The 23,929-nt window shown below is 70.2% G+C and carries 24 protein-coding genes; 13 read left to right on the top strand and 11 right to left on the bottom strand.

Annotated features, from left to right (window positions below; genetic code table 11):
- The first annotated feature begins 360 nt into the window (after window positions 1–360).
- Complete coding sequence (locus ACFYWJ_RS02970; protein ID WP_019044759.1) at window positions 361–777, top strand: helix-turn-helix domain-containing protein; 417 nt, start codon at window positions 361–363, stop codon at window positions 775–777.
- Window positions 778–907: 130 nt separating this feature from the next.
- Here ACFYWJ_RS02970 and ACFYWJ_RS02975 read toward each other — a convergent pair whose 3' ends face one another.
- The 5 genes from ACFYWJ_RS02975 to ACFYWJ_RS02995 all read right to left on the bottom strand — a co-directional run bounded on the left by ACFYWJ_RS02975 (window position 908) and on the right by ACFYWJ_RS02995 (window position 5,652).
- Window positions 908–1,942 carry a hypothetical protein gene (locus ACFYWJ_RS02975; protein WP_355270831.1) on the bottom strand — a complete coding sequence of 345 codons (1,035 nt, stop codon included), beginning with the start codon at window positions 1,940–1,942 and terminating at the stop codon, window positions 908–910.
- Complete coding sequence (locus tag ACFYWJ_RS02980; protein ID WP_019044757.1) at window positions 1,939–2,454, bottom strand: ImmA/IrrE family metallo-endopeptidase; 516 nt, start codon at window positions 2,452–2,454, stop codon at window positions 1,939–1,941. Before ACFYWJ_RS02980 ends, ACFYWJ_RS02975 begins: the two co-directional genes overlap by 4 nt.
- 11 nt (window positions 2,455–2,465) lie before the next feature.
- Window positions 2,466–3,731: a hypothetical protein gene (locus ACFYWJ_RS02985; RefSeq protein WP_355270829.1), complete on the bottom strand. Its 1,266-nt coding sequence runs from the start codon at window positions 3,729–3,731 to the stop codon at window positions 2,466–2,468.
- 201 nt (window positions 3,732–3,932) lie between these two features.
- Window positions 3,933–4,847, bottom strand: coding sequence for an SDR family oxidoreductase (locus tag ACFYWJ_RS02990; protein ID WP_355270827.1), 915 nt, complete (start codon window positions 4,845–4,847; stop codon window positions 3,933–3,935).
- Between the two features lie 28 nt (window positions 4,848–4,875).
- Window positions 4,876–5,652, bottom strand: coding sequence for an SDR family oxidoreductase (locus ACFYWJ_RS02995; RefSeq protein ID WP_355270825.1), 777 nt, complete (start codon window positions 5,650–5,652; stop codon window positions 4,876–4,878).
- Window positions 5,653–5,721: 69 nt separating this feature from the next.
- Here ACFYWJ_RS02995 and ACFYWJ_RS03000 point away from each other — a divergent pair, with 69 nt between their 5' ends.
- Genes ACFYWJ_RS03000 through ACFYWJ_RS03015 form a run of 4 tightly spaced genes read left to right on the top strand, consistent with a single transcriptional unit; the run spans window position 5,722 to window position 9,198 of the window.
- On the top strand, window positions 5,722–6,486 hold the full coding sequence (locus tag ACFYWJ_RS03000) for an enoyl-CoA hydratase family protein (RefSeq protein WP_355270823.1): 765 nt from the start codon (window positions 5,722–5,724) through the stop codon (window positions 6,484–6,486).
- Between the two features lie 5 nt (window positions 6,487–6,491).
- Window positions 6,492–7,373 (top strand): CoA-transferase, encoded by an 882-nt coding sequence (locus ACFYWJ_RS03005; RefSeq protein WP_355270821.1) that lies wholly within the window; start codon window positions 6,492–6,494, stop codon window positions 7,371–7,373.
- Complete coding sequence (locus tag ACFYWJ_RS03010; protein WP_355270819.1) at window positions 7,370–8,116, top strand: CoA-transferase; 747 nt, start codon at window positions 7,370–7,372, stop codon at window positions 8,114–8,116. The genes ACFYWJ_RS03005 and ACFYWJ_RS03010 overlap by 4 nt, the downstream gene beginning before the upstream one ends.
- Complete coding sequence (locus ACFYWJ_RS03015; RefSeq protein WP_355270818.1) at window positions 8,113–9,198, top strand: nitronate monooxygenase; 1,086 nt, start codon at window positions 8,113–8,115, stop codon at window positions 9,196–9,198. The genes ACFYWJ_RS03010 and ACFYWJ_RS03015 overlap by 4 nt, the downstream gene beginning before the upstream one ends.
- A 141-nt stretch (window positions 9,199–9,339) precedes the next feature.
- Here ACFYWJ_RS03015 and ACFYWJ_RS03020 read toward each other — a convergent pair whose 3' ends face one another.
- Window positions 9,340–9,804, bottom strand: a complete 465-nt coding sequence (locus ACFYWJ_RS03020) for a hypothetical protein (RefSeq protein WP_355270816.1) — start codon at window positions 9,802–9,804, stop codon at window positions 9,340–9,342.
- A 92-nt stretch (window positions 9,805–9,896) separates the two neighbouring features.
- Window positions 9,897–11,858, bottom strand: a complete 1,962-nt coding sequence (locus ACFYWJ_RS03025) for a molybdopterin-dependent oxidoreductase (protein WP_387160697.1) — start codon at window positions 11,856–11,858, stop codon at window positions 9,897–9,899.
- A gap of 188 nt (window positions 11,859–12,046) precedes the next feature.
- Here ACFYWJ_RS03025 and ACFYWJ_RS03030 point away from each other — a divergent pair, with 188 nt between their 5' ends.
- Window positions 12,047–12,382: a hypothetical protein gene (locus tag ACFYWJ_RS03030; RefSeq protein WP_355270813.1), complete on the top strand. Its 336-nt coding sequence runs from the start codon at window positions 12,047–12,049 to the stop codon at window positions 12,380–12,382.
- 54 nt (window positions 12,383–12,436) lie between these two features.
- On the opposite strand, the gene ACFYWJ_RS03035 is transcribed toward ACFYWJ_RS03030, so the two are convergent.
- From ACFYWJ_RS03035 to ACFYWJ_RS03050, 4 genes are all read right to left on the bottom strand, one after another.
- Window positions 12,437–13,597, bottom strand: coding sequence for an acetyl-CoA C-acetyltransferase (locus ACFYWJ_RS03035; protein WP_355271713.1), 1,161 nt, complete (start codon window positions 13,595–13,597; stop codon window positions 12,437–12,439).
- Window positions 13,598–13,643: 46 nt separating this feature from the next.
- Window positions 13,644–14,255 (bottom strand): TetR/AcrR family transcriptional regulator, encoded by a 612-nt coding sequence (locus ACFYWJ_RS03040; protein WP_355270812.1) that lies wholly within the window; start codon window positions 14,253–14,255, stop codon window positions 13,644–13,646.
- A 64-nt stretch (window positions 14,256–14,319) separates the two neighbouring features.
- Window positions 14,320–15,117, bottom strand: a complete 798-nt coding sequence (locus ACFYWJ_RS03045) for an SDR family oxidoreductase (protein ID WP_355270810.1) — start codon at window positions 15,115–15,117, stop codon at window positions 14,320–14,322.
- Window positions 15,114–16,301 (bottom strand): acyl-CoA dehydrogenase family protein, encoded by a 1,188-nt coding sequence (locus ACFYWJ_RS03050; RefSeq protein ID WP_355270808.1) that lies wholly within the window; start codon window positions 16,299–16,301, stop codon window positions 15,114–15,116. Before ACFYWJ_RS03050 ends, ACFYWJ_RS03045 begins: the two co-directional genes overlap by 4 nt.
- Before the next feature lie 55 nt (window positions 16,302–16,356).
- Here ACFYWJ_RS03050 and ACFYWJ_RS03055 point away from each other — a divergent pair, with 55 nt between their 5' ends.
- The 7 genes from ACFYWJ_RS03055 to ACFYWJ_RS03085 all read left to right on the top strand — a co-directional run bounded on the left by ACFYWJ_RS03055 (window position 16,357) and on the right by ACFYWJ_RS03085 (window position 23,914).
- Window positions 16,357–17,907: a FadD3 family acyl-CoA ligase gene (locus ACFYWJ_RS03055; RefSeq protein WP_355270806.1), complete on the top strand. Its 1,551-nt coding sequence runs from the start codon at window positions 16,357–16,359 to the stop codon at window positions 17,905–17,907.
- Window positions 17,904–18,773 (top strand): enoyl-CoA hydratase, encoded by an 870-nt coding sequence (locus ACFYWJ_RS03060; protein WP_355270804.1) that lies wholly within the window; start codon window positions 17,904–17,906, stop codon window positions 18,771–18,773. The genes ACFYWJ_RS03055 and ACFYWJ_RS03060 overlap by 4 nt, the downstream gene beginning before the upstream one ends.
- Complete coding sequence (locus tag ACFYWJ_RS03065; RefSeq protein ID WP_355270802.1) at window positions 18,774–19,916, top strand: acyl-CoA dehydrogenase family protein; 1,143 nt, start codon at window positions 18,774–18,776, stop codon at window positions 19,914–19,916.
- 82 nt (window positions 19,917–19,998) lie between these two features.
- The gene (locus ACFYWJ_RS03070) at window positions 19,999–21,006 is read left to right on the top strand and encodes an acyl-CoA dehydrogenase family protein (RefSeq protein WP_355270800.1); all 1,008 of its coding nucleotides are present in this window, start codon (window positions 19,999–20,001) and stop codon (window positions 21,004–21,006) included.
- A 13-nt stretch (window positions 21,007–21,019) separates the two neighbouring features.
- Complete coding sequence (locus ACFYWJ_RS03075; RefSeq protein ID WP_355270799.1) at window positions 21,020–22,072, top strand: acyl-CoA dehydrogenase family protein; 1,053 nt, start codon at window positions 21,020–21,022, stop codon at window positions 22,070–22,072.
- 109 nt (window positions 22,073–22,181) lie between these two features.
- The gene (locus tag ACFYWJ_RS03080) at window positions 22,182–22,643 is read left to right on the top strand and encodes a MarR family winged helix-turn-helix transcriptional regulator (protein WP_378825197.1); all 462 of its coding nucleotides are present in this window, start codon (window positions 22,182–22,184) and stop codon (window positions 22,641–22,643) included.
- Between the two features lie 17 nt (window positions 22,644–22,660).
- The gene (locus ACFYWJ_RS03085; protein ID WP_387160702.1) at window positions 22,661–23,914 is read left to right on the top strand and encodes an MFS transporter; all 1,254 of its coding nucleotides are present in this window, start codon (window positions 22,661–22,663) and stop codon (window positions 23,912–23,914) included.
- Window positions 23,915–23,929: the final 15 nt, after the last annotated feature.

Below are 23,929 nucleotides of genomic sequence, written 5' to 3' on the forward strand. Positions count from 1 at the left end.
CGATCACCGAAACCGGGCGCCCAGGTTGAACATTCATCCCAGGGCGCCCGGAACGTGTCGTACGCCACACAATCCAGGGGGCGAGGGGGAACATGAGACATCAGCTAACTTTGGGCTACCATCGACCCAAGGTTGAAGAACCCCGCGACGGGCACGAACCCGGGCACCCTCCGGCTCCACAAGAGTCGTTGGCGTGACCCGCAAACGCGACCGTCGCGGCCCCTGCACGCAGGTGAGCGTCGGAAACCGTAGAGAAATCCTGAATCAGGCGTAGGTTTTCAGTTACTGAGCCGCTAATATCAATGATACGTATCCGAGATAACGACTGTTAGTACAGTGAAGGGAATTGGGCGGCTCACAATGGCTGATTTCGCGGCGCGGCTGAACAAGCTGTTCGAAACCGTGCATCCCCCGGGGCGCAAGCCGCACACCAACGCAGAGGTTGCGGCTGCGCTGACTGCCTCCGGGCATCCGATCTCGAAGCCGTATCTCTCGCAGCTGCGGTCGGGACAACGAACGAACCCGTCCGACGAGACGGTGGCCGCCCTGGCGAAGTTCTTCAAGGTCAAGCCTGACTACTTCTTCAACGACATCTACGCGGCCAAGATCGATCACGACCTGGAGCTGCTCGCGCAGCTGCAGGGCTACGGGCTGCGTCGACTGTCCAGCAGGGCATTCGACCTCTCGGAAGAATCACAGAATTTGCTCACCTCCATGGCGGAGAAGTTGCGGGCGAGCGAAGGTTTGCCCGAAATTCCGCCGGACGGAACGGAATAGGAACCACAGAGCGGTCGGCCTGACGCACCTGATGGTGTCCTGGGACCGGCCGTGACAGACGGATACGTGCACAGTGAACGGGCCTGAGACGGTGTGATCCACCAGCTCAGGCCCGTTCTCTGTACTCGTTTCAGCTCGAAGCGGCGGCGCTCTTCGGCGCGGCGCCGGCGGCGGCGACCGCCGAGTCGTACTCGGAGGCGATCGCCAGCACCCAGCCGCGCGGACTCACCCCGGGCGGGGGCGCGATCCAGCGCGCGTCGACGAACAAGTCCCCCAACGGATCTCGCACCCACTCGGCGACGACCGCGGCCCGCTCCGGTACCGACGCGGGCGGCTCGCCCGCCGCCGGGATGACGATGCCGCTGCCGGAGAGCAGGTACAGCGCGTCCATCACCTGGGCCACGTGGTCGGAGGCCTTGAGCTGCGTCGACGTGGCGTTCTGCTCGGGCGCGACCACATCGGGGAAGCGGCCGACCATCAGTTTGTGCAACGGCCGGATCCGGCGCAGCAGAATCCGGGCCCGCCACCACAACTCGACCACGATCGATACCGCGCCGAACGCGATCAGCAGGCTCGCGATCTCCCAGGCCTGCCAGCCCCAGGTCGGCTCGCCGGGCGGGGACGGCTCGGCGTGCTGGAAGGCGCGGCCGGCGTTGGCGACCGCGAGCACGGCGACCAAAGCCGTTCCCGCCGTGTAGATCGCGATGCCGCGACCCAGGGTGGTCCAGTCCAGGTTGCGCAGACCGGTGGTCACGATGAACACCGCGCCGAGCGCGACAACGATCCAGCCGAAGGTGAACGACCACCCCAGCGTGATCGCGATGGCGAGCGCGCCGATGCCGTAGACCACCATCGCGATCTGGCGCAGATTGCGCCGCGAGACCACCGGCCACGCGGCCGAGGCGACCACCGAGGTGGCGGTGGTGAACAGAATCCACGCCGAATCCACGATGCCGGTGGACAACCACCCGCTACGCACCCCGCCGGGCAACAGATTATCGACGGCCACCGCGATATCGGGAATCGCGACGGTCGACGCGAGCGCGACAGCGGCGACCGCGACGACGATGGCGACGCGGGCGGTCGTCGCGGGCTTCACCAGCACGCGACCCACTCGCGCACCCGCGGCAACCCAGACCAGCAGGGCTGTCAACCAGAGTGTCATCCGAGTGCCTCATCGAATCGAAGGACCGAGACGCCTGCGCCCCGGTTGTTGAAGACGCGCAGCCGGGTCATGAGCATGGCCGCGAAGGTCTCGGCCTCCCACTCGGCGAGATCGTCGGCGCCGTCGTCGACGATCTGCGCGTGGGCGCGCTGACTGAGCATGTAGGCGATCAGGTCGTCGCTGACCTCGAGCGTCGTCTCCACCGCGGGGGCACCTTCGTGGTCGAAGACGATGTGGCCGAGTTCGTGCGCGAGGGTGTGATCCCGGCTCGGCAGGGCGTCGGCCAGGACGATGATGTCGCGTTCCGGGTAGAACCGGCGCTGGCCGCACACGCCAGGGCCCAATTGCGCGCTGGTGATCTCGATTTCGCGCTGCCGCTCCAGCGAGATCGCCGCGACCACCTCATCGAGGGTGGTCGCGTCGGAGTCGGCGGCGACCGCGCACACCGCGTCGACGGCGGCGGCGACGCGGCGATAGGACCGGGAGGTGCTCTGGGTCTTGCTCTTGCTCATCGAAGATCCCCTCACGACCTCGGTCCGAAGAATTCGGCACGCGCCGCGTTCACCCGTGCTTGGGCGGCCGCGGCACCTTGGAAACTCACTGCGCCCGAACCGGTTCCGGCCAGGGTCAACGCGATCAGGCCGCCGATCACCGACAGCAGCTTCGGTTCGGGCAGACCGCTGTTGTCGCTGGTCGGCTTGAACTCGGGGTTCGGCTTCGCGGCGGGCGCCGGCGCGGCGGCCGCGGGCGGCGCGGCGGGCGCTTCGACGGCGGGCGGAGCTGCCGCCGGAACCGGTGCCGCCACAGCGATATTCGGGGCGGAGACCGACGGCGCGCCGGGCGCGGGCGGAATCGCGATCGAGGGCAGGGCCGGCGCGGCCGGGACGGAAGGGACCTGGAGCAGCAGCAGCAACAGCAGCGGGGAGGCGGAGCCGACCGCGGCGGAACCGACGGCAGCCGAACCGACCGCGGCCGAACCGACGCCCGCGGAGCCGACGGCGGCCGAACCGATACCGGCCGAGCCCACCGCCGCCGAACCGGTGCCGAGTAGCGCGGAGCCGAGGCCGAGGGTGGCGGACCCGGTGCCCGCCGCGGCCGAGCCGACGGCGGCCGAACCGGTGCCGAGCACCGCGGCCGCACCGGCCGAACCCGTACCGAGGACCGCGGCCGCACCGGCCGAACCGGTCGCGAGGATCGCGCCCGCCCCCGCCGAGCCGGTACCGAGGACCGCGGCGACGCCCGCCGACCCGGTGCCGAGAATCGCGCCGACACCCGCCGAACCGGAACCGAGCAGCAGGCCGAGACCGGCCGAGCCCGTACCGAGGACCGCGCCCGCGGCCGCCGAGCCCGCCGCCGAACCGGCGGCCGCGGAACCCGCGGCGGAACCGGAACCGGCGACTTCCTTCTTGGGGATGTCCTGGGCGACCTGGCCGGGGATGGTCAGCGGCTGCCACTCGCCCTCGCCGGCGACCGGCGCACCCGAGGGGTGCTGCGGATCGGCCGGGCCGGGCCCGGTGGTGCCGTCGGCGCCGCTCTGACCGTTGTCGTTGCCCTGAGTGCCTGCACCGGAACCGCTGGGGAGGCGCAGTTCGGTGGGCTTGCCGGTGTTCTGACCACCGTTGTTCGGACCGTTGTCGTCCTGGCCGCTGCTGCCGCTCCCCGGCGCCTGCGCGGCGGGCGTCGGCGGTTTCTCCGGTGCGGCGACGGCGACTACCGCCGGCCCCAGTAGAGCGGAACCGGCCAGCACGCTCGCAGCGGCAAGTACGCGCAAGATGCGACCAACGGCCATGCGCTTGTCATCCCCTTAGTTTTTCAGCGCAGCATTACCCCCGGTCGCGACACATTCCGGGATCGACGAACAGTAGCCCATAGTAAACCCACCCCTGATTCCACGCAGAAGAGAGCAAGAGTCGTCCAGCCCCCTGAACGTGTGTGACATGCCATAAGCGCAGGCCGGGGAGGTTTCCCCGGCCTGCGCTCATAGAGTTTGCTATGCGCCGTACACCGGCTCCGGCGGAGTGCTCTTCTCGATCAGTTCGGCCACCACCGGACCCAGTTCGGCGGGGTTCCAGCGGGCACCGCGGTCGACCGGGGCGCCGTGGCGCCAGCCCTGCGCGAGCGCCACCTTTCCGCCCTCGACCTCGAACATCCGGCCGGTCACGCCCGCCGACTCGGTGCTGCCGAGCCACACGACGAGCGGGGAGATGTTCTCCGGCGCCATGGCGTCGAAGCCCGCGTCGGGGGCGGCCATGGTGTCGGCGAAGACCGTCTCGGTCATCCGGGTGCGGGCGGCGGGCGCGATGGCGTTCACGGTCACGCCGTAGCGGCCGAACTCGGCCGAAGCGGTGAGGGTGAGACCGGCGATGCCCGCCTTGGCCGCGCCGTAGTTGCCCTGGCCGACGCTGCCCTGCAGACCGGCGCCGGAGCTGGTGTTGATGACGCGGGCGTCGACCGGACGACCGGCCTTGGCCTCGCCACGCCAGTACTCGGCCGCGTGCCGCATGGTGGCGAAGTGGCCCTTGAGGTGCACGCGGACCACCGCGTCCCACTCGTCCTCACCCAGGTTGACCAGCATCCGGTCGCGCACGAAGCCGGCGTTGTTGACCAGCACGTCCAGACCACCGAAGGTGTCGACGGCCTGCCGGATCAGGTTGCGGGCGCCGTCCCAGTCGGCGACGTCGTCGTAGTTGGCGACGGCCTCGCCACCGGCGGCGACGATCTCGTCGACCACCTGCTGGGCCGGGGTCTCGGTGGTCGCGGCGCCGTCGAGCGCGGTGCCGACATCGTTGACCACCACCTTCGCGCCCGCCGCGGCGAAGGCCAGCGCGTGCGCGCGGCCGATCCCGCGGCCTGCGCCGGTGACGATGACGGTGCGGCCCGCGCAGATCAACTGCTGGTCGTCCATGTGAAAGCTCCTGTGTCTATCGGTGGGTCTAGTGGTTGGCGTTGGCGGCGTCCAGGAAGGCCGGGCGTTCGCCGCCGCCGTGGACGAGCAGGGTGGCGCCGCTGACGTGCGCGGCGAGCGGGGAGGCCAGGAACAGCGCGGCGTTGCCCACGTCGGCGGGGTTGGCGAGACGGCCGAGCGGCACCGTCCGCGCCACGGCCGCCACGCCGTCGGCGTCGCCGTAGTGCAGGTGACTGAGCTCGGTCTCCACCGGGCCGACGACCACCGAGTTGAGCCGCACCTTGGGCGCCCATTCGACGGCCAGCGAGGTGGCCAGGTTGTCCAGGCCCGCCTTGGCGGCGCCGTAGGCGGCGGTGCCCGGCGACGGCCGGTGCCCGCTGACACTGGTGATCATCACGATCGAGCCGCCCGCGTCCTGCTTCTGCATGACCGCGTTGGCCTGCTGCGAGATGAGCAGCGGCGCGAGCAGATTCAGCTCCACGATCTTGGCGTGGAACTTGGGGCTCGCGGCGTCGGCCATCGCGAACGGGGCACCGCCCGCGTTGTTCACCACATGGTCGATCCGGCCGTGCCTGGCGACGATCTCGGCGAACATCGCGGCGACGGCGTCGGGGTCACGCACATCGCAGGTGAGGTGTTCGGTGCCGCGATCCCCCACCGTGATCGGTTCGTCGGCGGGCCTGCGCGCGCAGGTCAGCACGGTCGCGCCCGCGGCGAGGAAGGCCCGGCTGATACCGGCGCCGACACCGCGGACTCCGCCTGTCACCAGAACGATCTGCTCGGAAAGGTCGATTTCTACAGCCACCGTGCTAACCTACCAAGCAATTGCTTGCTTTGTCTCGGGTTCGCCGAGGCGCGCACGATGGGACTTGCGATGGGGATAAACCGTCACACCGAAACCGAGGGCGTCGAAGTCGTCACTGTCGACTACCCGCCGGTCAACGCACTACCGTCCGACGGTTGGTTCGCCCTGGCCGACGCCGTCCGGGCGGCCGGGCGTAATCCGGAGACCCGGGTGGTCGTGCTGCGGGCCGAGGGCCGCGGCTTCAACGCCGGCGTCGACATCAAGGAGATGAACGCCGACACCGGCCACACCGCGCTGATCCGCGCGAACCACGGCTGCTTCGACGCCTTCGCGGCCGTCTACGACTGCGAGGTCCCCGTGGTGACCGCCGTCAACGGCTTCTGCCTCGGCGGCGGCATCGGCCTGGTCGGCAACTCGGATGTGATCATCGCCTCCGACGACGCCACCTTCGGCCTGCCCGAGGTGGACCGTGGTGCGCTCGGCGCGGCCACCCACCTGGCCAGGCTGGTCCCCCAGCACCTGATGCGGACCATGTTCTACACCGCGGGCAAGCTCACCGCCCAGCAGCTGCACCACTACGGCTCGGTGTACCAGGTGGTGCCGCGCGCCGAACTCGACGCCGCGGCCATGGAGGTCGCCAAGAACATCGCGAACAAGGACGGCCGCGTGATCCGGGCCGCCAAGCGCGCGCTCAACGGCATCGACGTGCAGGACGTGCACCGCTCCTACCGCTACGAGCAGGGCTTCACCATGGAGCTCAACCTCGCCGGCGTCGCCGATGAGATCCGGGCGCGTTTCGACGACGATCTCGCCGCGCAGAAGAAGGAGAAGTAGACGCCATGCGCGACAAGAGAATGACGCTCGACGAGGTCGTCGGCGAGCTGCGCAGCGGCATGACCATCGGCATCGGCGGCTGGGGTTCCCGGCGCAAGCCGATGGCGCTGGTCCGCGCGCTGCTGCGCTCGGACGTCACCGATCTGACCGTGGTCACCTACGGCGGCCCCGACCTGGGCCTGCTGTGCTCGGCGGGCAAGGTGCGCAAGGCGTACTACGGCTTCGTCTCGCTGGATTCGGCGCCCTTCTACGATCCGTGGTTCGCCAAGGCGCGCACCGAGGGCGCGATCACCGTGCGCGAGATGGACGAGGGCATGGTCAAGTGCGGTCTGCAGGCCGCGGCCGCCCGGCTGCCGTTCCTGCCGATCCGGGCCGGTCTGGGCTCCGCGGTCATCGACTTCTGGGACGGCGAGCTGGCGACGGTCCAGTCGCCGTACCCGGCCGCCGACGGCCGGACCGAGACGCTCGTCGCCATGCCGGCGCTGAACCTCGACGCCGCCTTCGTGCACCTGGATCTGGCCGACAAGCACGGCAATGCCGCCTACACCGGCGTCGACCCGTACTTCGACGACCTCTACTGCCTGGCCGCCGAACGGCGCTACGTCTCGGTGGATCGCATCGTCGAGACCGAGGAACTGGTGAAAGCCGTTCCGCAGCAGTCGATCATCCTCAACCGCATGCTTGTCGACGGCGTCGTCGAATCGCCCGGCGGCGCGCACTTCACCTTCTCCGGCAGCTACGGCCGCGACGAGAAGTTCCAGAAGCACTATGTGGCCGCCGCGGCGACTCCCGAGTCGTGGGCCGAGTTCAAGGCTCGCTACCTGGATGTCTCCGAGGACGAGTACCAGGCCGCTGTCACCGCCTTTGCCGAGGAGCAGAAGCTATGAGCATTACCCGTGCCGAGATCTGCGTCGTCGCCGCCGCGGAGATCTTCCGCGGAGCGGGCGAGATCATGGCGAGCCCGATGTCGACGGTCACCACCATCGGTGCCCGGCTGGCCCGGCTCACCTTCGAGCCCGATCTGCTGCTGTCCGACGGCGAGGCGCTGTTCTTCGCCGAGGTTCCGGCGATCGGCGCGAAAGCCCCGGTCGAGGGCTGGATTCCGTTCTCCAAGGTGTTCGACGTGGTCGCCTCCGGCCGTCGGCACGTGGTGATGGGCGCCAACCAGATCGACCGGTTCGGCAACCAGAACCTGTCGGCCTTCGGTCCGCTGCAGCAGCCGACCCGGCAGATGTTCGGTGTGCGCGGCGCGCCGGGCAACACCATCAACCACGCCACCAGCTACTTCGTGCCCCGGCACAACAAGCGGGTGTTCGTCGATCAGGTCGACATCATCTCCGGCATCGGTTACGACCGCATCGATCCCGAGAACCCGGCCTACCGGTTCCACCACCTGCACCGCGTGGTGACCAACCTGGGCGTGTTCGACTTCAACGGCCCCGACCACACCCTGCGCGCGCTGTCGCTGCACCCGGGCGTGAGCGCCGACGAGGTCGCCGAGAACACCTCCTTCGAGGTCGCCGAGCTGGGTACCGCGGGCGAGACCCGGCTGCCCAATGAGGAAGAGCTGCGGATCATCCGTACCGTGCTCGATCCCAAGGGCTTCCGGGAGAAGGAAGTGGCGGCGTGAGCGCGCGGCTGCGGACTCCGCTGACGGAGCTGGTCGGCATCGAGCATCCGGTCGTGCAGACCGGCATGGGCTGGGTCGCCGGTCCGCGCCTGGTCGCGGCCACCGCCAACGCGGGCGGCCTCGGCATCCTGGCCTCGGCCACGATGACCTTCGAGGAGCTCGAGGCGGCGATCGCCAAGACCAAGTCGCTCACCGCCAAGCCGTTCGGCGTGAACATCCGCGCCGACGCGACCGACGCCACCGAGCGCATCGACCTGCTCATCCGCGAGCAGGTCAAGGTCGCCTCCTTCGCGCTCGCGCCGAAGAAGGACCTCATCGCCAAGCTGAAAGACGCCGGTGTGGTGGTGGTTCCGTCGATCGGCGCCGCCAAGCACGCGGTGAAGGTGGCCTCCTGGGGCGCCGACGCGGTGATCGTGCAGGGCGGCGAGGGCGGTGGGCACACCGGCCCGGTCGCCACCACGCTGCTGCTGCCGTCGGTGCTCGACGCCGTCGACATCCCGGTGGTCGCGGCGGGCGGCTTCTTCGACGGGCGCGGCCTGGCCGCCGCGCTGTCCTACGGCGCGGCCGGTGTCGCGATGGGCACCCGCTTCCTGCTCACCCAGGAGAGCACCGTCCCCGAGGCCGTGAAGCAGGAGTACCTGGCGCGCGGCCTGCAGGACACGGTGGTCTCGGTGAAGGTCGACGGCATGCCGCACCGGATGCTGAACACCGAACTTGTCGACAAGCTGGAGCATTCCGGCGGCTGGCGCGGACTGTCCGCGGCGGTCGGCAACGCGGCCAAGTTCAAGTCCATGACCGGCATGAAGTGGTCGACGATCATGCGCGACGGTCTCGCCATGCGCAAGACCAAGGACCTCAGCTGGTCCCAGGTCGTGATGGCGGCGAACTCGGCGATGCTGACCAAGGCCGGCCTCGTCGAGGGCCGCACCGACGCGGGCGTGCTGCCCGCGGGCCAGGTCACCGGCATCATCGACAGCCTGCCGACCGTGGCCGAGCTGATCGACGGAATCGTCGCCGACGCCGTCGCCCGGATCGCGGCCGTCTCGGCACTGACCACCGAGCCGGCCGCCGAGGCCCACTGACCCGGAGCCGTACCCGGCTCCCACCACAAGCTCGCCCCCGATCGACGGCCCAGAGCCAACCGTCGGTCACCATGGGGCGATCGAACACCGGACCCGGTGCCGCACTCACGAGGTGCGCCCGGGTCCGGTGCTCTTTTCGACTCAGGGCGCGAAGACGGTGAACTGCGTGGTGCCGGGCAGATGCGCCAGCGGCGTGGTCCGCACGGTCGCCTCGATCCGGCCGGGCCCGGTGGGCAGGAGCACGCCGACCGCGGGGCCGGTCTGGCCCGCGGGGCCGCCGGCGACGACGGTCGCGGTCGAGCCGCTCGCGCCGGTGTCGAGATTGCGCCAGTCGACGGTGGCTGTCACGGAGCAGCCGCTCTCGTGCGAACCCGGCGTCGCGCTCCAGAAGGTGCCGCGCAGGTAGACCGCGGCTTCGCCGGGCCCGCTGTAGTCGCTGGGACCGGGAATGGCGGTGCCGTCGACCTGGCCCGCGCAGGTCCAGCCGGTGGCCAGCGTGTAGGTGGGGGCCAGGGTGGTGGCGGCCGAGGCGGTCACCGTCGTGCCGAGGAGCAGGCCACCTGCCGCTGCCGCCACGATCGCGGCCCGGCCGAGGTACTGAGGCATCGCTGTCATCCCTTCGTCGCCGTTCATGGCTCGGTCCAGCGTGGCACCTCGGGCCGGACAGCACCAGCATGCCCGCGCGCCGACCACCCGGATCAGCGCGGACGTACCTCGACCCGGTTGTCGTGGAAGACGGCGCCGCCGCCGTAGTCCGAATCCCGTTCGGCGATGGTCGCGTTGACGGTGGCGCCGTTGGTGAACTTGGCCCAGCGGCCCTTCGTGGTACCCGCGACGCCCGGCCGGACCCGATCCGACACCTCGGCCACGGCCTCGAACGACCCGCGCGCGTTGGACACCAGGACCGGCTCGCCGTCGGCGATGCCGCGGGCGGCGGCGTCGTCGGGATGCAGCGTGATGGTGGATTCGCCCGCCCGGCGGCGCAATTCGGGGTTGCCGCCGAAGGAGGTGTTCAGGAAGTAGTGCGAGGCGGCGGAGATCAGGACCAGCCCGTCGCCCTCATCGGCCGGTGGCGTGTAGTCCGGCAGCGGATCGTGGCCAGCCAGTTCGGCACGCGCCGAGACGAATTGGAGCTTGCCCGCCGGGACCGAGCCGGGCTGGATCTTCAGGAAGCCGTCGGCGCGGAGCCGGTCCAGGTCGTGGCCCTTCAGCAGTTGCCTGGCCAGTTCCTCGTCGGAGTCGTAGAGCGCCGGTTCGGTGAGACCGAGGCGGCGCGAGAGCCTGCGGAAGGTCTCGGTGGTGGACAGGCATTCGCCCGGCGGCGCGACGGCGGGTTCGTTCCAGACCAGGTAGAGGTGGCCGTAGCCCGCGATCACGTCGAGGTGTTCGGGCTGCATGGTGGCGGGCAGCACGATGTCGGCGTAGTCGACGGTGTCGGTGCCGAAGTGCTCGAGCACGACGGTGAACAGGTCCTCGCGGGCGAGCCCTTCGATCACCCGGCGCTGGTCGGGGTTGGAACCGACCGGATTCGCGCCGATCACGAACAGCGCCTTCACCGGCGGGTTTTCGGTCTCGAGCAGGGCTTCGCCGAGCCGGGTCATCGACAGGGTGCGGACCGGGTGCGGCAGCAGGTCGTCGCGGACCAGCGCGGCGTCGTCGAGCCGGAAATGGCCGCTGGTCGAATAGTGCAGTCCCCCACCGGGAATCGCCCAGTCACCGGTGACGCCGGGCAGGCAGGCCAGCACCCGCAGGGCCATACCGCCGCCCGCGTGCCGCTGCATCCCCTGGGAGGCGCGGATGGCGGTCGGCCTGGTGCGGGCGATCCGCTCACCGAGTGCGACGATCCGCTCCCGCGGCACGCCGGTGATCGCCGCGGTGCGCTCCGGGGTGAATTCCAGGACGCGGTCGCGGAATTCGGGCCAGCCCTCGGTGTGCTCGGCGAGGAAGCGCTCGTCCTGCGCGCCGAGCGAGACGATGACGTGCAGCAGCCCGAGCGCGAGCGCGGCGTCGGTGCCGGGCAGCGGCGCGATGTGCTCGTCGCAACGCTCGGAGGTCTTGGTGCGCACCGGATCGATCGACACCAGGTAGGCGCCGCTGTCCTGGACGAACTTCCACAGGTGGTGCCCGGAGGTGAGCGGGTTGGTGCCCCACAGCAGGATCAGCTCCGACTTCGCGAAGTCCTCGGGATCCATGCCGCCGGAGGTACCGAGCGTGTAGCGCAGGCCGGCGCCGCCGGCGACCGAGCAGATCGTCGCGGCGTGGTGCGAGGCACCGAGCACGTTGAACATCCGGCGACCGGGATAGCCCTCGAGGCCCTGGAGGTAGCCGAGGCTGCCGGTGCCGTGGAACGGCCAGATCGCCTCGCCGCCGAATTCGTCGATGATGCCGGTGAGCCGGGTGGCGATCTCGTCGAGCGCGTCGTCCCAGCTGATCCGCTCGAAGCGGCCCGAGCCCTTGGGCCCGACCCGGCGCAGCGGATAGCGCAGCCGGTCGGGCGAGCCGACCTGCTCCAGATAGCGATTGACCTTGACGCACAAGGCGCCCCGGGTCACCGGGTGCTCCTTGTTCCCCCGCAGCGCGGTGGCCGCGCCGTCCTCGACGGTCACCACCCACGAGCACGCGTCGGGGCAATCGAGCGGGCACGCACCGAGCACCTTCACCCGACCCATCGTAGGCCGGGGGTACGACAGCCGCCCGGCGGCCGACAGCGGTAACACCGACCGCCCGGAATGTGATGTAAGTCACGTAAGGACGGTTTCGCGGATGTGGCGCCGTCGGAGCACGAGATGCGCGGAGGCCCTGTCACAGGTCGGGGCGTCGTGCCCCCACGCTCGGTGGGAGGTAGGAGATGATAAAGCTCGGCAAGAAGATGGTGGTCAGCGCGTCGGCGGCGATGCTGCTCGGCGCGGGGGTGGTGATGGGTGCGGCGCCGGTACAGGCGCAATGGGGTCCGTCGGGATGCTCGGCGTATCCGATCAACAACACGTCGGCGTACTCACAGTGCTATTGGCCGGTCCGGCATCAGGTGCGGATCGAATGCAGGCATTGGTGGGGCTGGTTCGGCAGCAGCTGGGCCACCTACGAACGCCGCGGCCCGATCGCGTGGGATGGCCAGCAGTCCTGGGCCCATTGCGATTTCCCCGGGACACTCCAACGCTGGGATGTCGTGACCTATTGGTGGTGAACGAGGTGTGGTCCCCGGCGGAATCCGCCGAGGACCACCGGACTTCGCCCGGAACTACTTGTCCGCGTCCAGCCGCTCGATGATCGTCACGTTCGCCGTGCCGCCACCCTCGCAGATGGTGAGCAGGCCGTAGCGACCGTTCACCCGCTCCAGCTCGTTGAGCAGCGTGGCGAACAGCTTGGCGCCGGTCGCGCCGAGCGGGTGACCGAGCGCGATCGCGCCGCCGTTGACGTTCACCTTCGCCGGATCGGCGCCGATCTCCTTGATCCAGGCCAGGACCACGGGCGCGAAGGCCTCGTTGATCTCGATGACGTCGATGTCGTCGATGGTCAGGCCGGTCTTCTCCAGCGCCCACTGGGTCGCCGGGATCGGCGCGCTGAGCATGAAGATCGGGTCGGCGCCGCGCGCGCTCACGTGATGGATGCGGGCGCGCGGGGTGAGGCCGTACTCCTTGACCGCCCACTCCGAGGCGAGCAGCGTCGCGCTGGCACCGTCGGAGATCTGGCTGGCGACCGCCGCGGTGAGCGGGCTGCCCTCCGACAGCGGCTGCAGCGAGGCCATCTTCTCCAGGCTGGTCTCGCGCGGACCCTGGTCGACGGTGAAGTCGCCGACCGGCACGATCTCGTTGTCGAAGCGGCCCTCGGCGATGGCGGCCTTGGCGCGCTCGTGGCTCTGCAGCGCCCAGCGCTCCATGTCCTCGCGGCTGATGTCCCACTTCTCGGCGATCATCTCGGCGCCCTTGAACTGGGAGACCTCGCCGGTGCCGTAGCGCGAGTCCCAGCCCTTCGCGCCGATGAACGAGGACTCGAAGCCGTACGGCTTGGCCGCGAGCATGGCGGCGCCGATCGGGATGGCGCTCATGTTCTGCACGCCGCCTGCCACGATGACCTCGGCGGTGCCGCTCATGATGGCCTGCGCGCCGAAGTTGATCGCCTGCTGGCTGGAACCGCACTGCCGGTCGACGGTGACGCCGGGCACCTCCTCGGGGTAGCCGGCGACCAGCCACATGGTGCGGCCGATGTTGCCCGCCTGCGGGCCGAGGTTGTCGACGCAGCCGACGATCACGTCGTCGACGATCGCCGGGTCGATGCCGGTGCGCTCGACGAGACCACGCAGCGCGGCCGCGCCGAGATCGGCGGAGTGCACCTCGGCCAGCGCGCCACCGCGCTTGCCGACCGCGGTACGCACCGCATCGATCACATAGGCCTCCCGCAACGGGGCGTAGGGGCGGCGCTCGGCGGATGCGGTCATGATGGAACTCCTATTTCGCGGTGCTCCCGGGCACGGTCAGCCCGTCGAGCACGATGGTGAGATATTGCTGAGCAAGGCTTTGCACGGTGATCGGGCCACCGGGGGTGTACCAGCGGACCGCGACCCACACGGTGTCGCGCAGGAAGCGGAACGCCAGTTCGACGTCGAGTTCGGGGCGGAAGCTGCCGTCGGACACACCGGCGGCCAGCACCTTGTGCCACAGCTCGCGGAACTCGGTGTTGAAGTCGCGGATGTAGCCGAACCGCTCGACGTCGCGCAGGTTCTTGGCCTCGGCCTGGTAGATGGCGACCGCGGCGTGGTGCCGGTCGAAGGCCTCGTAGGAGGCGATCACCAAGGCTTCCAAGGTCGCTCGCGAGCTCAACCCGGCGGCCGCGATCTCGCGGTAGCGGCCGAACAGGTCGTCGAGGAAGCCGCGCAGGATCTCGTCGACCATCGACTCCTTGGAGTCGAAATGGTGGTAGAGACTGCCGGACAGGATGCCTGCCGAGTCGGCGATGTCGCGCACCGTGGTGGCGCGCAACCCGCGCTCGGCGAACAGGTTCGCGGCGAGGTCGAGGAGTTCGGCGCGGCGAGAACGTTTCACGGTGTCGGATGCGGTCACGACGTCATCCTACAACCAAGCACTTGCTTGGTTTCTGGAAACTCCGCACCCGGGCGCCCGCTCGTCATGCGCGCTGACTGCTCACCGAGACCACCTCGCCGGTCAGGTACGAGGTGTAGTCGCTGGCCAGCATGGCGATCGTCGCGGCGATCTCCCACGGCTCGGCGGCGCGGCCGAAGGCCTCCCGCTCGCTCAGGGCGTCGAGCAGCTCGGTCGAGCTGACCTTGTCCAGGAACGGATGCCGCGCGATGCTCGGCGCGACAGCGTTGATCCGCACCCCGAACTCGGCGGCCTCGACCGCACTGCACCTGGTCAGCGCCATCACGCCGGCCTTGGCGGCAGCGTAGTGCGCCTGGCCGTGCTGCGCGCGCCAGCCGAGCACGCTGGCATTGTTGACAATCACGCCGCCGTGGCCCGCCGACCGGAAGTACCCGAGCGCGGCACGGGTGCAGCGGAAGGTGCCGGTGAGCGTGATGTCGAGGACCTGATCCCACTGCTCGTCGGTCATGTCGACCACCGGCGTCTCGCCGCCGAGGCCCGCGTTGTTGACCATGACGTCGATCCGGCCGAGTTCGGCGGCGGCATCGGTGAGCAGCTGGTTCACCTGCGCGGTGTCGCGGACGTCACAGACCACCGCGCCGACCTTGCGCTCGGGGAACTCCTTGGCGAGCAGCTCGGCGGTCTCGGTGAGCCTGCGCTCGTGCCAGTCGGAGACGACGACGTCAGCGCCCTCTTCCAGGAGCCTGCGCGCGGTGGCCGAGCCGATGCCGGTGCCCGCCGCGGCGGTGATGACGGCCTTGCGGCCGGTCAGCAGGCCGTGGCCGGGGATGGACGGGGGCGGGACGGAGAGCGGACCGGTCACGGGCGGGCCTCCCGCGGCAGGCCGAGCACACGCTCGGCGATGATGTTGCGCTGCACTTCGTTCGAACCTCCATAGATCGTGTCGGCGCGGCTGAACAGGTACAGCCGCTGCCATGCGGTCATGTCGTCGGGACCGAGGACCAGCCCGGCGGCGCCCTGCACCGCCATGGCGAGCTCGCCGAGCCCGCGATGCCAGTTGCCCCACAACAGCTTCGAGACCGACGCGCCACCGGCGTCGTCGACGTCCTCGCTCATGGTGCGCAGCGCGTGCGCGCGCAGGACCCGCAGGCCGACCCAGGCGTTGTCGATGCGCTCGGCGATCAGCGGGTCGTCGGCCGCGCCGGTCCGCCGGGCCAGCGCCTCGATGTCGGCGAGCTCACGGGCGAAGCGGATCTGCTGACCGAGCGTGGAGATGCCGCGCTCGAAGGTCAGCGTGCCCATGGCGATGCGCCAGCCGTCGCCCGGCTCGCCGACCACCAGACCGGCCTCGGTGACGGCGTCGTCGAAGAACACCTCGTTGAATTCGGAGGTGCCGGTGAGCTGTTCGATCGGGCGCACTTCGATGCCCGGCTGGTTCATCGGGACCAGCAGGTAGGACAGGCCCTTGTGCCTGCTCGACCCCTTCTCGGTGCGCGCGATGACGAAGCACCAGTCGGCGACGTGCGCGAGCGAGGTCCAGATCTTCTGGCCGTTGATCACCCAGCGGTCGCCGTCCAGGCGCGCGGTGGTGCTCACCGCGGCCAGGTCGGAGCCCGCGCCCGGCTCGGAGTAGCCCTGGCACCACAGCTCGCCGACCGAGCGCACGCCCGGCAGGAATCGCTTCTTCTGTTCTTCGGTGCCGAAGGCCAGCAGCGTCGGGCCGAGCAGTTCCTCACCCACGTGCGAGACGCGCGCGGGCGCGTCGGCCTTCGCGTACTCCTCGTGGAAGATGACCTGCTGGCGCACGCTGGCACCGCGGCCGCCCCACTCGACCGGCCAGCCGAGGCAGGTCCACCCCGCCGCGGCGAGGTGCCGGTCCCAGGCCAGCCGCTCTTCGAAGAACTCGTGCTCGCGCCCCGGGCCACCGGTGCCGCGCAGGTCACGGAACTCTCCGGCCAGGTTTTCGGCCAGCCAGTCGCGTATTTCCGCGCAAAACTCCGCGTCGGAGGTCGCGGTATCGGAATCTGAGGTCTGGATCACGCCCACGGCGATAGGATAACCTACCAAGCACTTGCTTTGTTAGCCGATTGGTGAGGACCCCGTGACAACCCCTGCACAGACCACCCCGCAGGCTCTGCGAGACGTCGCCGCGGCGCATCCGCACGAGCCGGCCCTGATCGACGGCGCGACCCGCCTGACCTGGTCCGACCTGCTCGACCAGGTACGGATCGCGGCGCGCGCCCTGATCGCCCGCGGGATCGACCGCGGCGACCGGGTCGCGATGTGGGCGCCCAATACCCATCACTGGGTGGTGGCCGCGCTGGCCGCGCACTCGGTCGGCGCCGCGCTGGTACCGCTCAACACCCGCTATGTCGCCGCCGAGGCGGCCGATGTGCTGGTCCGGGTGGACGCCAAGGCGCTGTTCGTCGCCGGGTCGTTCCTCGGCCGCGATCGCGCCGCCGAACTGCGCGAGACCGCGCCGGAGCTGAAGATCGGCACCGTCGTGGTGATCCCGGTCGAGGGCGAATCCGCCGTCGACGACGGGTCGCTGAGCTGGTCGGCGCTGCTCGAGCTGGCGGCGACCGTGACCGCCGAGGCGGGCGAGGAGCGGGCGAACGCCGTCTCCCCCGACGACATCTCCGACATCCTGTTCACCTCCGGCACCACCGGCCGCAGCAAGGGCACGCTCGTCGCGCACCGGCAGGCGCTGGGCGTCGTGCGCGGCTGGGTCGAGTGCTCGACCCTGCGCGCGGGCGATCGCTACCTGATGATCCCGCCGTTCTTCCACAACTTCGGCTACAAGGCGGGCATCCTCGCCTGCCTGGTCACCGGGGCCACCATCGTCCCGCAGGCCACCTTCGACGTGCCCGCCGCGCTCGCGCTGATCGAGTCCGAGCGGATCACCGTGCTGACCGGCCCGCCGACGATCTACCAGACCATCCTCGAGCATCCCCAGCGCGACGCGCGCGACCTGTCCTCGCTGCGCGTGGCGGTGACCGGCGCGGCGACGGTGCCGGTGGTGCTGATCGAGCGGATGCGCGACGACCTCGACTTCGAGGTGGTCATCACCGCCTACGGCCTGTCCGAGTCGGCCGGTTTCGGCACCATGTGCCGCCCCGAGGACGACGCCGCCACCATCGCCAACACCTGCGGCGGCCCGATCGCCGACTTCGAACTGCGCCTGTCCGAGGCCGGTGAGGTGCTGCTGCGCGGCCCCAACGTGATGCTCGGCTACCTCGACGATCCCGAGGCCACCGCCGAGGCCATCGACGCCGACGGCTGGCTGCACACCGGCGACATCGGCGTCGTCGACGAGCGCGGCTACCTGAAGATCACCGACCGGCTCAAGGACATGTACATCACCGGCGGATTCAACGTGTACCCCGCCGAGATCGAGCAGACCCTGGCCCGGCTCGACGGCGTCGCCGAGTCGGCGGTCATCGGTATCCCGGACGAGCGGATGGGCGAGGTCGGCAAGGCCGTCGTCGTCCGCAAGGCAGGCTCGACGCTGACCGCGGACGAGGTGATCGCCTTCGCCGCGTCCACATTGGCCAATTTCAAAGTGCCCCGGCTCGTGGAGTTCCGCGACCAGCTGCCCTACAGCGCGGCGGGCAAAGTGCTCAAGCGTGAGCTTCGTGAGGAGAAGTCGTGAGTTCCGAAACCGAGACCGAGGTCGTCACCTATGAAGTGCGCGGGTCGGTCGCCGTCGTCACCATGAACCGGCCCGAGTTCCGCAACGCGCAGAACTCGAAGATGACCTACGCCCTCGACGCCGCCTTCGTGCGGGCCGTCGAGGACCCCGAGGTCAAGGTGATCGTGCTGGCGGGCAACGGAAAGCACTTCAGCGCTGGCCACGACATCGGTACCCCGGGCCGCGACCACGACGTGCACTACGAGAACAAGGCCGCGCTGTGGTGGGACCACCTCGACCGCGCCGGCGGCGATCAGCGCTTCGCGCGTGAGTCCGAGGTGTACCTGGGCATGTGCCGCCGCTGGCGGGAGATCCCCAAACCGATGGTCGCGATGGTGCAGGGCGCCTGCATCGCGGGCGGGCTGATGCTGGCCTGGGTGTGCGACATGATCGTCTGCTCCGACGACGCCTTCTTCTCCGACCCCGTTGTCCGGATGGGCATTCCTGGCGTCGAGTACTTCGCGCATCCGTGGGTGATGGGGCCGCGCGCGGCCAAGGAGTTCCTCTTCACCGGTGACCGGTTCGACGCCGCCCAGGCCAAGGAGTGGGGCATGGTCAACCGGGTCGTGCCGCGCGAGGACCTGGAGTCCGAGGTGCTGGCGCTGGCCGAGAAGATCTCCGCCATGCCGCAATTCGGGCTCGCGCTCACCAAGAAGGCCGTCAACCAGGCCGAAGACCTGATGGGCATGCGCTCCGGCATGGACTCGGTCTTCGGGCTGCACCATTTCGCGCACGCGCACAACGCCGAAGTCGGCGCCGATTCGCTCGGCGGGATGACCGCCCGCTCGATGAAGGGCGCCGCGACCGAACAGAACGGGACGAAGTAAGTGGACCTCGAGATCGACCCGGCAGTCCGGGAGTTCCAGCTGGAGGTGCGCGAGTTCCTCGCCGCCAATGTCCCCAGCGAACCGCTGCCGTCCATGGACACCGCGGAGGGTTTCGAAGCCCACCGTGCCTGGGAAGCGAAGCTGGCCGAGGCCCGCCTGTCGGCGGTGTCGTGGCCCACCGAGTACGGCGGCCGCGACGCCTCCATCCTCGAGTGGGTGCTGTTCGAGCAGGAGTACTACGCGGCGGGTGCGCCGGGGCGCGTCGCCCAGAACGGCATCTTCCTGCTCGCGCCGACCCTGTTCGAGCACGGCACCGAGGAGCAGCTGGCCCGGATCCTGCCGCGGATGGCGCGCGGTGACGACATCTGGGCGCAGGCCTGGTCCGAGCCCGAATCGGGCAGCGACCTGGCGAGCCTGCGCTCGACCGCGCGCCGCACCGAGGGCGGCTGGATCCTCAACGGCCAGAAGACCTGGAGCTCGCGCGCCACCTACGCCGACTGGGCCTTCGGCCTGTTCCGCAGCGACCCGGACGCGCAGCGCCATCACGGCCTGACCTACGTGATGTTCCCGCTGTCCGCCGACGGTGTCAGCGTGCGGCCGATCCCGCAGCTCGACGGCGAGCCCGGCTTCGCCGAGATCTTCCTCGACGACGTCTTCGTCCCCGACCGCGATGTCATCGGCGCGCCGAACGAGGGCTGGCGGGTCGCCATGGCGACCTCGAGCAACGAGCGCGGCCTGTCGCTGCGCAGCCCCGGCCGGTTCAGCGCGACCGCGCAGCGGCTGATCGACCTGTGGACCGAGACCGCCGACCCCACCGACACCGCCGCGCGCAACGCCGTGGTGGACGCCTGGCTCGGCAGCGAGGCCTACCGGCTGCACACCTTCGGCACCGTCACCCGGCTGACCGACGGCGGCCAGCTCGGCGCGGAGTCCTCGATCACCAAGGTGTTCTGGTCCGAGCTCGACATCGCCATGCACCAGACGGGACTCGACCTGCTCGGCCCCGCCGCCGAACTGACCAGCAAGTGGACCGACGGCTACCTGTTCTCGCTGTCGGGCCCGATCTACGCGGGCACCAACGAGATCCAGCGCAACATCATCGCCGAGCGCATCCTCGGCCTGCCGCGGGAGAGCAAGCGATGACCGTCGCCGCTTCGGCGGATACCCACAGCCGCCCGGCCGCAGCGTGCGGGCCGGCCACCCGTTCGACCACAGGAGTTCCGCGATGAAGTTCGCACTCGCCACCGAACAGCAGGACTTCGCCGCCGAACTGCGCAAGGTCCTCGACGCCGCGCAGGCGCCCGCCGCGACCCGCGCCTGGGCCGCGGGCGACACCGCCAAGGGCACCGCGCTGCTGCGCCAGGTGGCCGAGATGGGCGCCTTCGGCCTGATCGTCGACGAGCAGTACGACGGCGCCGAGGCCACCCCGGTGGACCTCGTCGTCGCGCTCGTCGAGCTGGGCAGGGCCGCTGCGCCGGGCCCGGTGATCGAGTCGGCCGCGGTGATTCCGGCTCTGCTGCAGCGGCTTCCGAACGCCGAGCCCGCGCGGCGCTGGCTGCCCGCGCTGGCGGGCGGCGCGCTGCTCGGCACCGTCAGCTTCGGTGCCACGCAGCGCGGCATCGCGCTCGACGCCGATGCCGCCGACCTGGTGCTGGTCGCCGACGGCGGCGCGCTGGCCGTCGGGCGGCGCACCGCGGCGGGACCGCTCGCCTCGATCGACCCGGCGCGCAAGCTGTTCCAGGTCGAGGCCGACGAGGCCGTGGCCGACGACGCGCGCGACGCCATCGACTACGCCTTCGATCTCGGCGTCCTCGCCTGTGCCGCGATGCTGCTCGGCGCGGGCCGCGCGCTGCTCGACCAGACCACCACCTACGCCAAGCAGCGCAAGCAGTTCGGCCGCGCGATCGGTGAATTCCAGGCCGTGAAGCAGCAGCTCGCGGACGTGCTGATCGCGCTGGATCTGGCCGAGCCGCTGCTCTACCGCGCCGCCCTCACGCTGGACTCCGACGATCGCGCGCGCGATGTGTCGGCGGCCATCGTGGCCTGCGGCGATGCCGCCCATCGTGCCTCGCGCGCCGGTCTGCAGGTGCACGGCGCCATCGGCTACACCGCCGAATGCGACCTGTCGCTGTGGATCACCAAGGTGGCGGCCCTGCGCACCGCCTGGGGCACCGCCGATTTCCACCGCGGCCGCATCGCCGACGCCCTGCGCGCCGCGCCCGCGGCGGGCTGATCGAAGGAATCTCATGTCATCGAATGAACTGCTCGAATTCCGCACCTCCGTCCGCGCCCTGCTGGCCAAGCACTCCACGCCCGCCGCGGTGCGCGCCGCCATGGACACCGACCTCGGGTACGACCCGAAGCTGTGGACCATGCTGTGCGAGCAGGTCGGGGTCGCCGCGCTCGCGGTGCCGGAGGAGTGGGGCGGCGCGGGCGCGGGCCTGGTCGAATCACTGATGGTGGTCGGCGAATTGGCCCGCACGCTGGCCGGTGTGCCGATGCTCGGTTCCGCCGTGCTCGGCGTGCAGGCGATCCTGCTCTCGGACGACGAGCAGGCCTGCGCCCGGCTGCTACCCGACCTCGCCGATGGCTCGCGCACGGCCGCGCTGTGCTGGGCCGACGCGGCGGGCTGGGACGCCTCCGGCGTCACCGCGAGCGACGGCAAGCTCAACGGCGCGGCGCATTACGTGCTGCACGGCGCCCAGGCCGACCTGCTGCTGGTACTCACCGACGACGGCCTGTACGAGACGACGGCGGACGCGGCGGGCGTGGTCGTCGCCCCGACGCCCGCCCTCGATCCGACCCGCGAGCTGGCCGTCATCGCCTTCACCGACACCCCGGCGACCCGGATCGGCGCGGCCGACCCGGCGGCCCTGCGCACCCGCCTGCGCGAGATCGCCTGGGCGGCGCTGGCCGCCGAGCAGGTCGGCGCGGCCAGGCGCTGCCTGGAGATGACGGTGGAGTACACCGCATCGCGCGTGCAGTTCGGCAGGCCGATCGGCAGCTTCCAGGCCCTCAAGCACCGGATGGCCGATATGTACGTGCTGGTGGAGTCGGCCGAGTCGACGGCGCTGGCCGCCGCCCAGGCCGTGGCGGAGAACAGCGCCTCGGCCGCCGAGGACGTCTACGTCGCGCGCAAGCACTGCACCGAGACCTTCTCGCATGTGGCCGCCGAGACGATCCAGCTGCACGGCGGCATCGCCATCACCTGGGAGCACGACGCCCACCTGTACTTCAAGCGGGCGCACGCCACCGCCGAACTCTTCGGCACCGGCCGTCGCCCGGTCGCGGCCGCCTGACCGCATCCCATCGAAAGCCCTGGTCGCGACCCCGCGGCCGGGGCTTTCGGCGTCTGTGCGAGAGGTCACCGGAGCGACCGCTGGAATTAGATAGTTAGCTTATGCAATAATGTTGTTCGTGCAGCAGACAGAGCAGCCATCCCCGGACGACATCGTGGTCGACCTGTTGGTCACTGCCGGTCGGCTCACCCGGCTCGCCGGGGCGATCAGCGACGACGATCTGCCCCGCGCGGTCCTGCGTGCCCTCGCCGTGCTCGACGAGCACGGCGGTCTGCGGGTCAGCGACTTCGCCCGGATCGATCGATGTTCCCAACCGGCGGCAACGGCGCTGATCGGTCGGCTCGTCGCCGACGGCTTCGCCTCCCGCAGCAGGGACCCGCAGGACTCCAGGGCGGTTCTCATCGAACTGACCCCGGCGGGCCGGAACCGCCTCGTCGAGGCCAGGCGCGCCTTCGCGGCCGCCGTGGCTCCCGGACTCGCCGACTTCGATCTCGATCGCCTGATCCGGCTCGACACCGACATGAACGACCTGCTGACAGCCCTGCGTGCGGTTGCCCGCGGTCATCAGTGATGCAACCAGGAGCGCCAGTGAGCATTCCCCAGTTGACTCGCGCCGACGACACCGCCGCCGCAGCCACCACCCCGTCCGGACAGCCCAAGGCCGTCTGGGCCGTCGCCTTCGCGAGCGTGATCGCGTTCATGGGCATCGGCCTGGTCGACCCCATCCTCAAGCCGATCGGCGAACAGCTGAACGCGAGCCCGTCGCAGGTCTCGCTGCTGTTCACCAGCTATATGGCCGTCACCGGCGTCGCCATGCTGATCACCGGGGTCATCTCCAGCCGCTTCGGCGCCAAGAAGACGCTGCTGTCCGGCCTGGCGATCATCGTGGTGTTCGCCGCGCTGGCGGGCATGTCGAGCACGATCGGCGAGATCATCGGGTTCCGCGCGGGCTGGGGCCTGGGCAACGCGCTGTTCATCGCGACGGCGCTGGCCACCATCGTCGGCGCAGCCACCGGCGGTGTCGCCAAGGCGATCATCCTCTACGAGGCCGCGCTGGGAATCGGCATCGCGACCGGCCCGCTGCTGGGCGGCCTGCTCGGCGGGATCAGCTGGCGCGGACCGTTCTTCGGGGTCTCGGTGCTGATGGCCGTCGCGTTCATCGCGATCGTCGTGCTGCTGCCCGAGATGCCCAAGCCCGTGAAGCCGACCTCGATCACCGCGCCGTTCAAGGCGCTGCGGCACCGGGGCCTGCTGACCGTCAGCATCACCGCGCTGCTCTACAACTTCGGCTTCTTCACCCTGCTCGCCTACACCCCGTTCCCCCTGGACATGGGCACCTACGCGATCGGCTTCATCTTCTGCGGCTGGGGCATCCTGCTCGCGCTGGCCTCGGTGTTCCTGGCACCGAAACTGCAGGCGCGCTTCGGCACCCTGCCGATGATGGCCCTGTCGCTCGGCCTGTTCGCCGTCGATCTGGCCGTGATGGGGATGTTCACCGAGCACAAGATCGTGCTGGTCGTCGGCGTCGTCATCGCCGGCCTGTTCCTCGGCGTGAACAACACGCTGATCACCGAGGCCGTGATGATCTCCGCGCCGGTCGAGCGCTCCACCGCGTCGGCGGCCTACAGCTTCGTCCGGTTCGCCGGTGGCGCCGCGGCGCCGTGGGTGGCGGGCAAGCTCGGCGAGCACAGCGTCTCGCTGCCGTTCTGGCTCGGCGCCGCCTTCACCGCCGCCGCCGTCGGCGCGCTGTTCGTCGGCCGCAAGGCGCTGGCCCACCTCGACGAGCACGACCCGGCGCCGCACAGCGTCGAGGAAGCACAGGCCATCACCGTCGGCGACTGACCAGCCCGCCCTCGG

This window comes from Nocardia sp. NPDC003269, from assembly GCF_042888005.1.
GTDB lineage: Bacteria > Actinomycetota > Actinomycetes > Mycobacteriales > Mycobacteriaceae > Nocardia.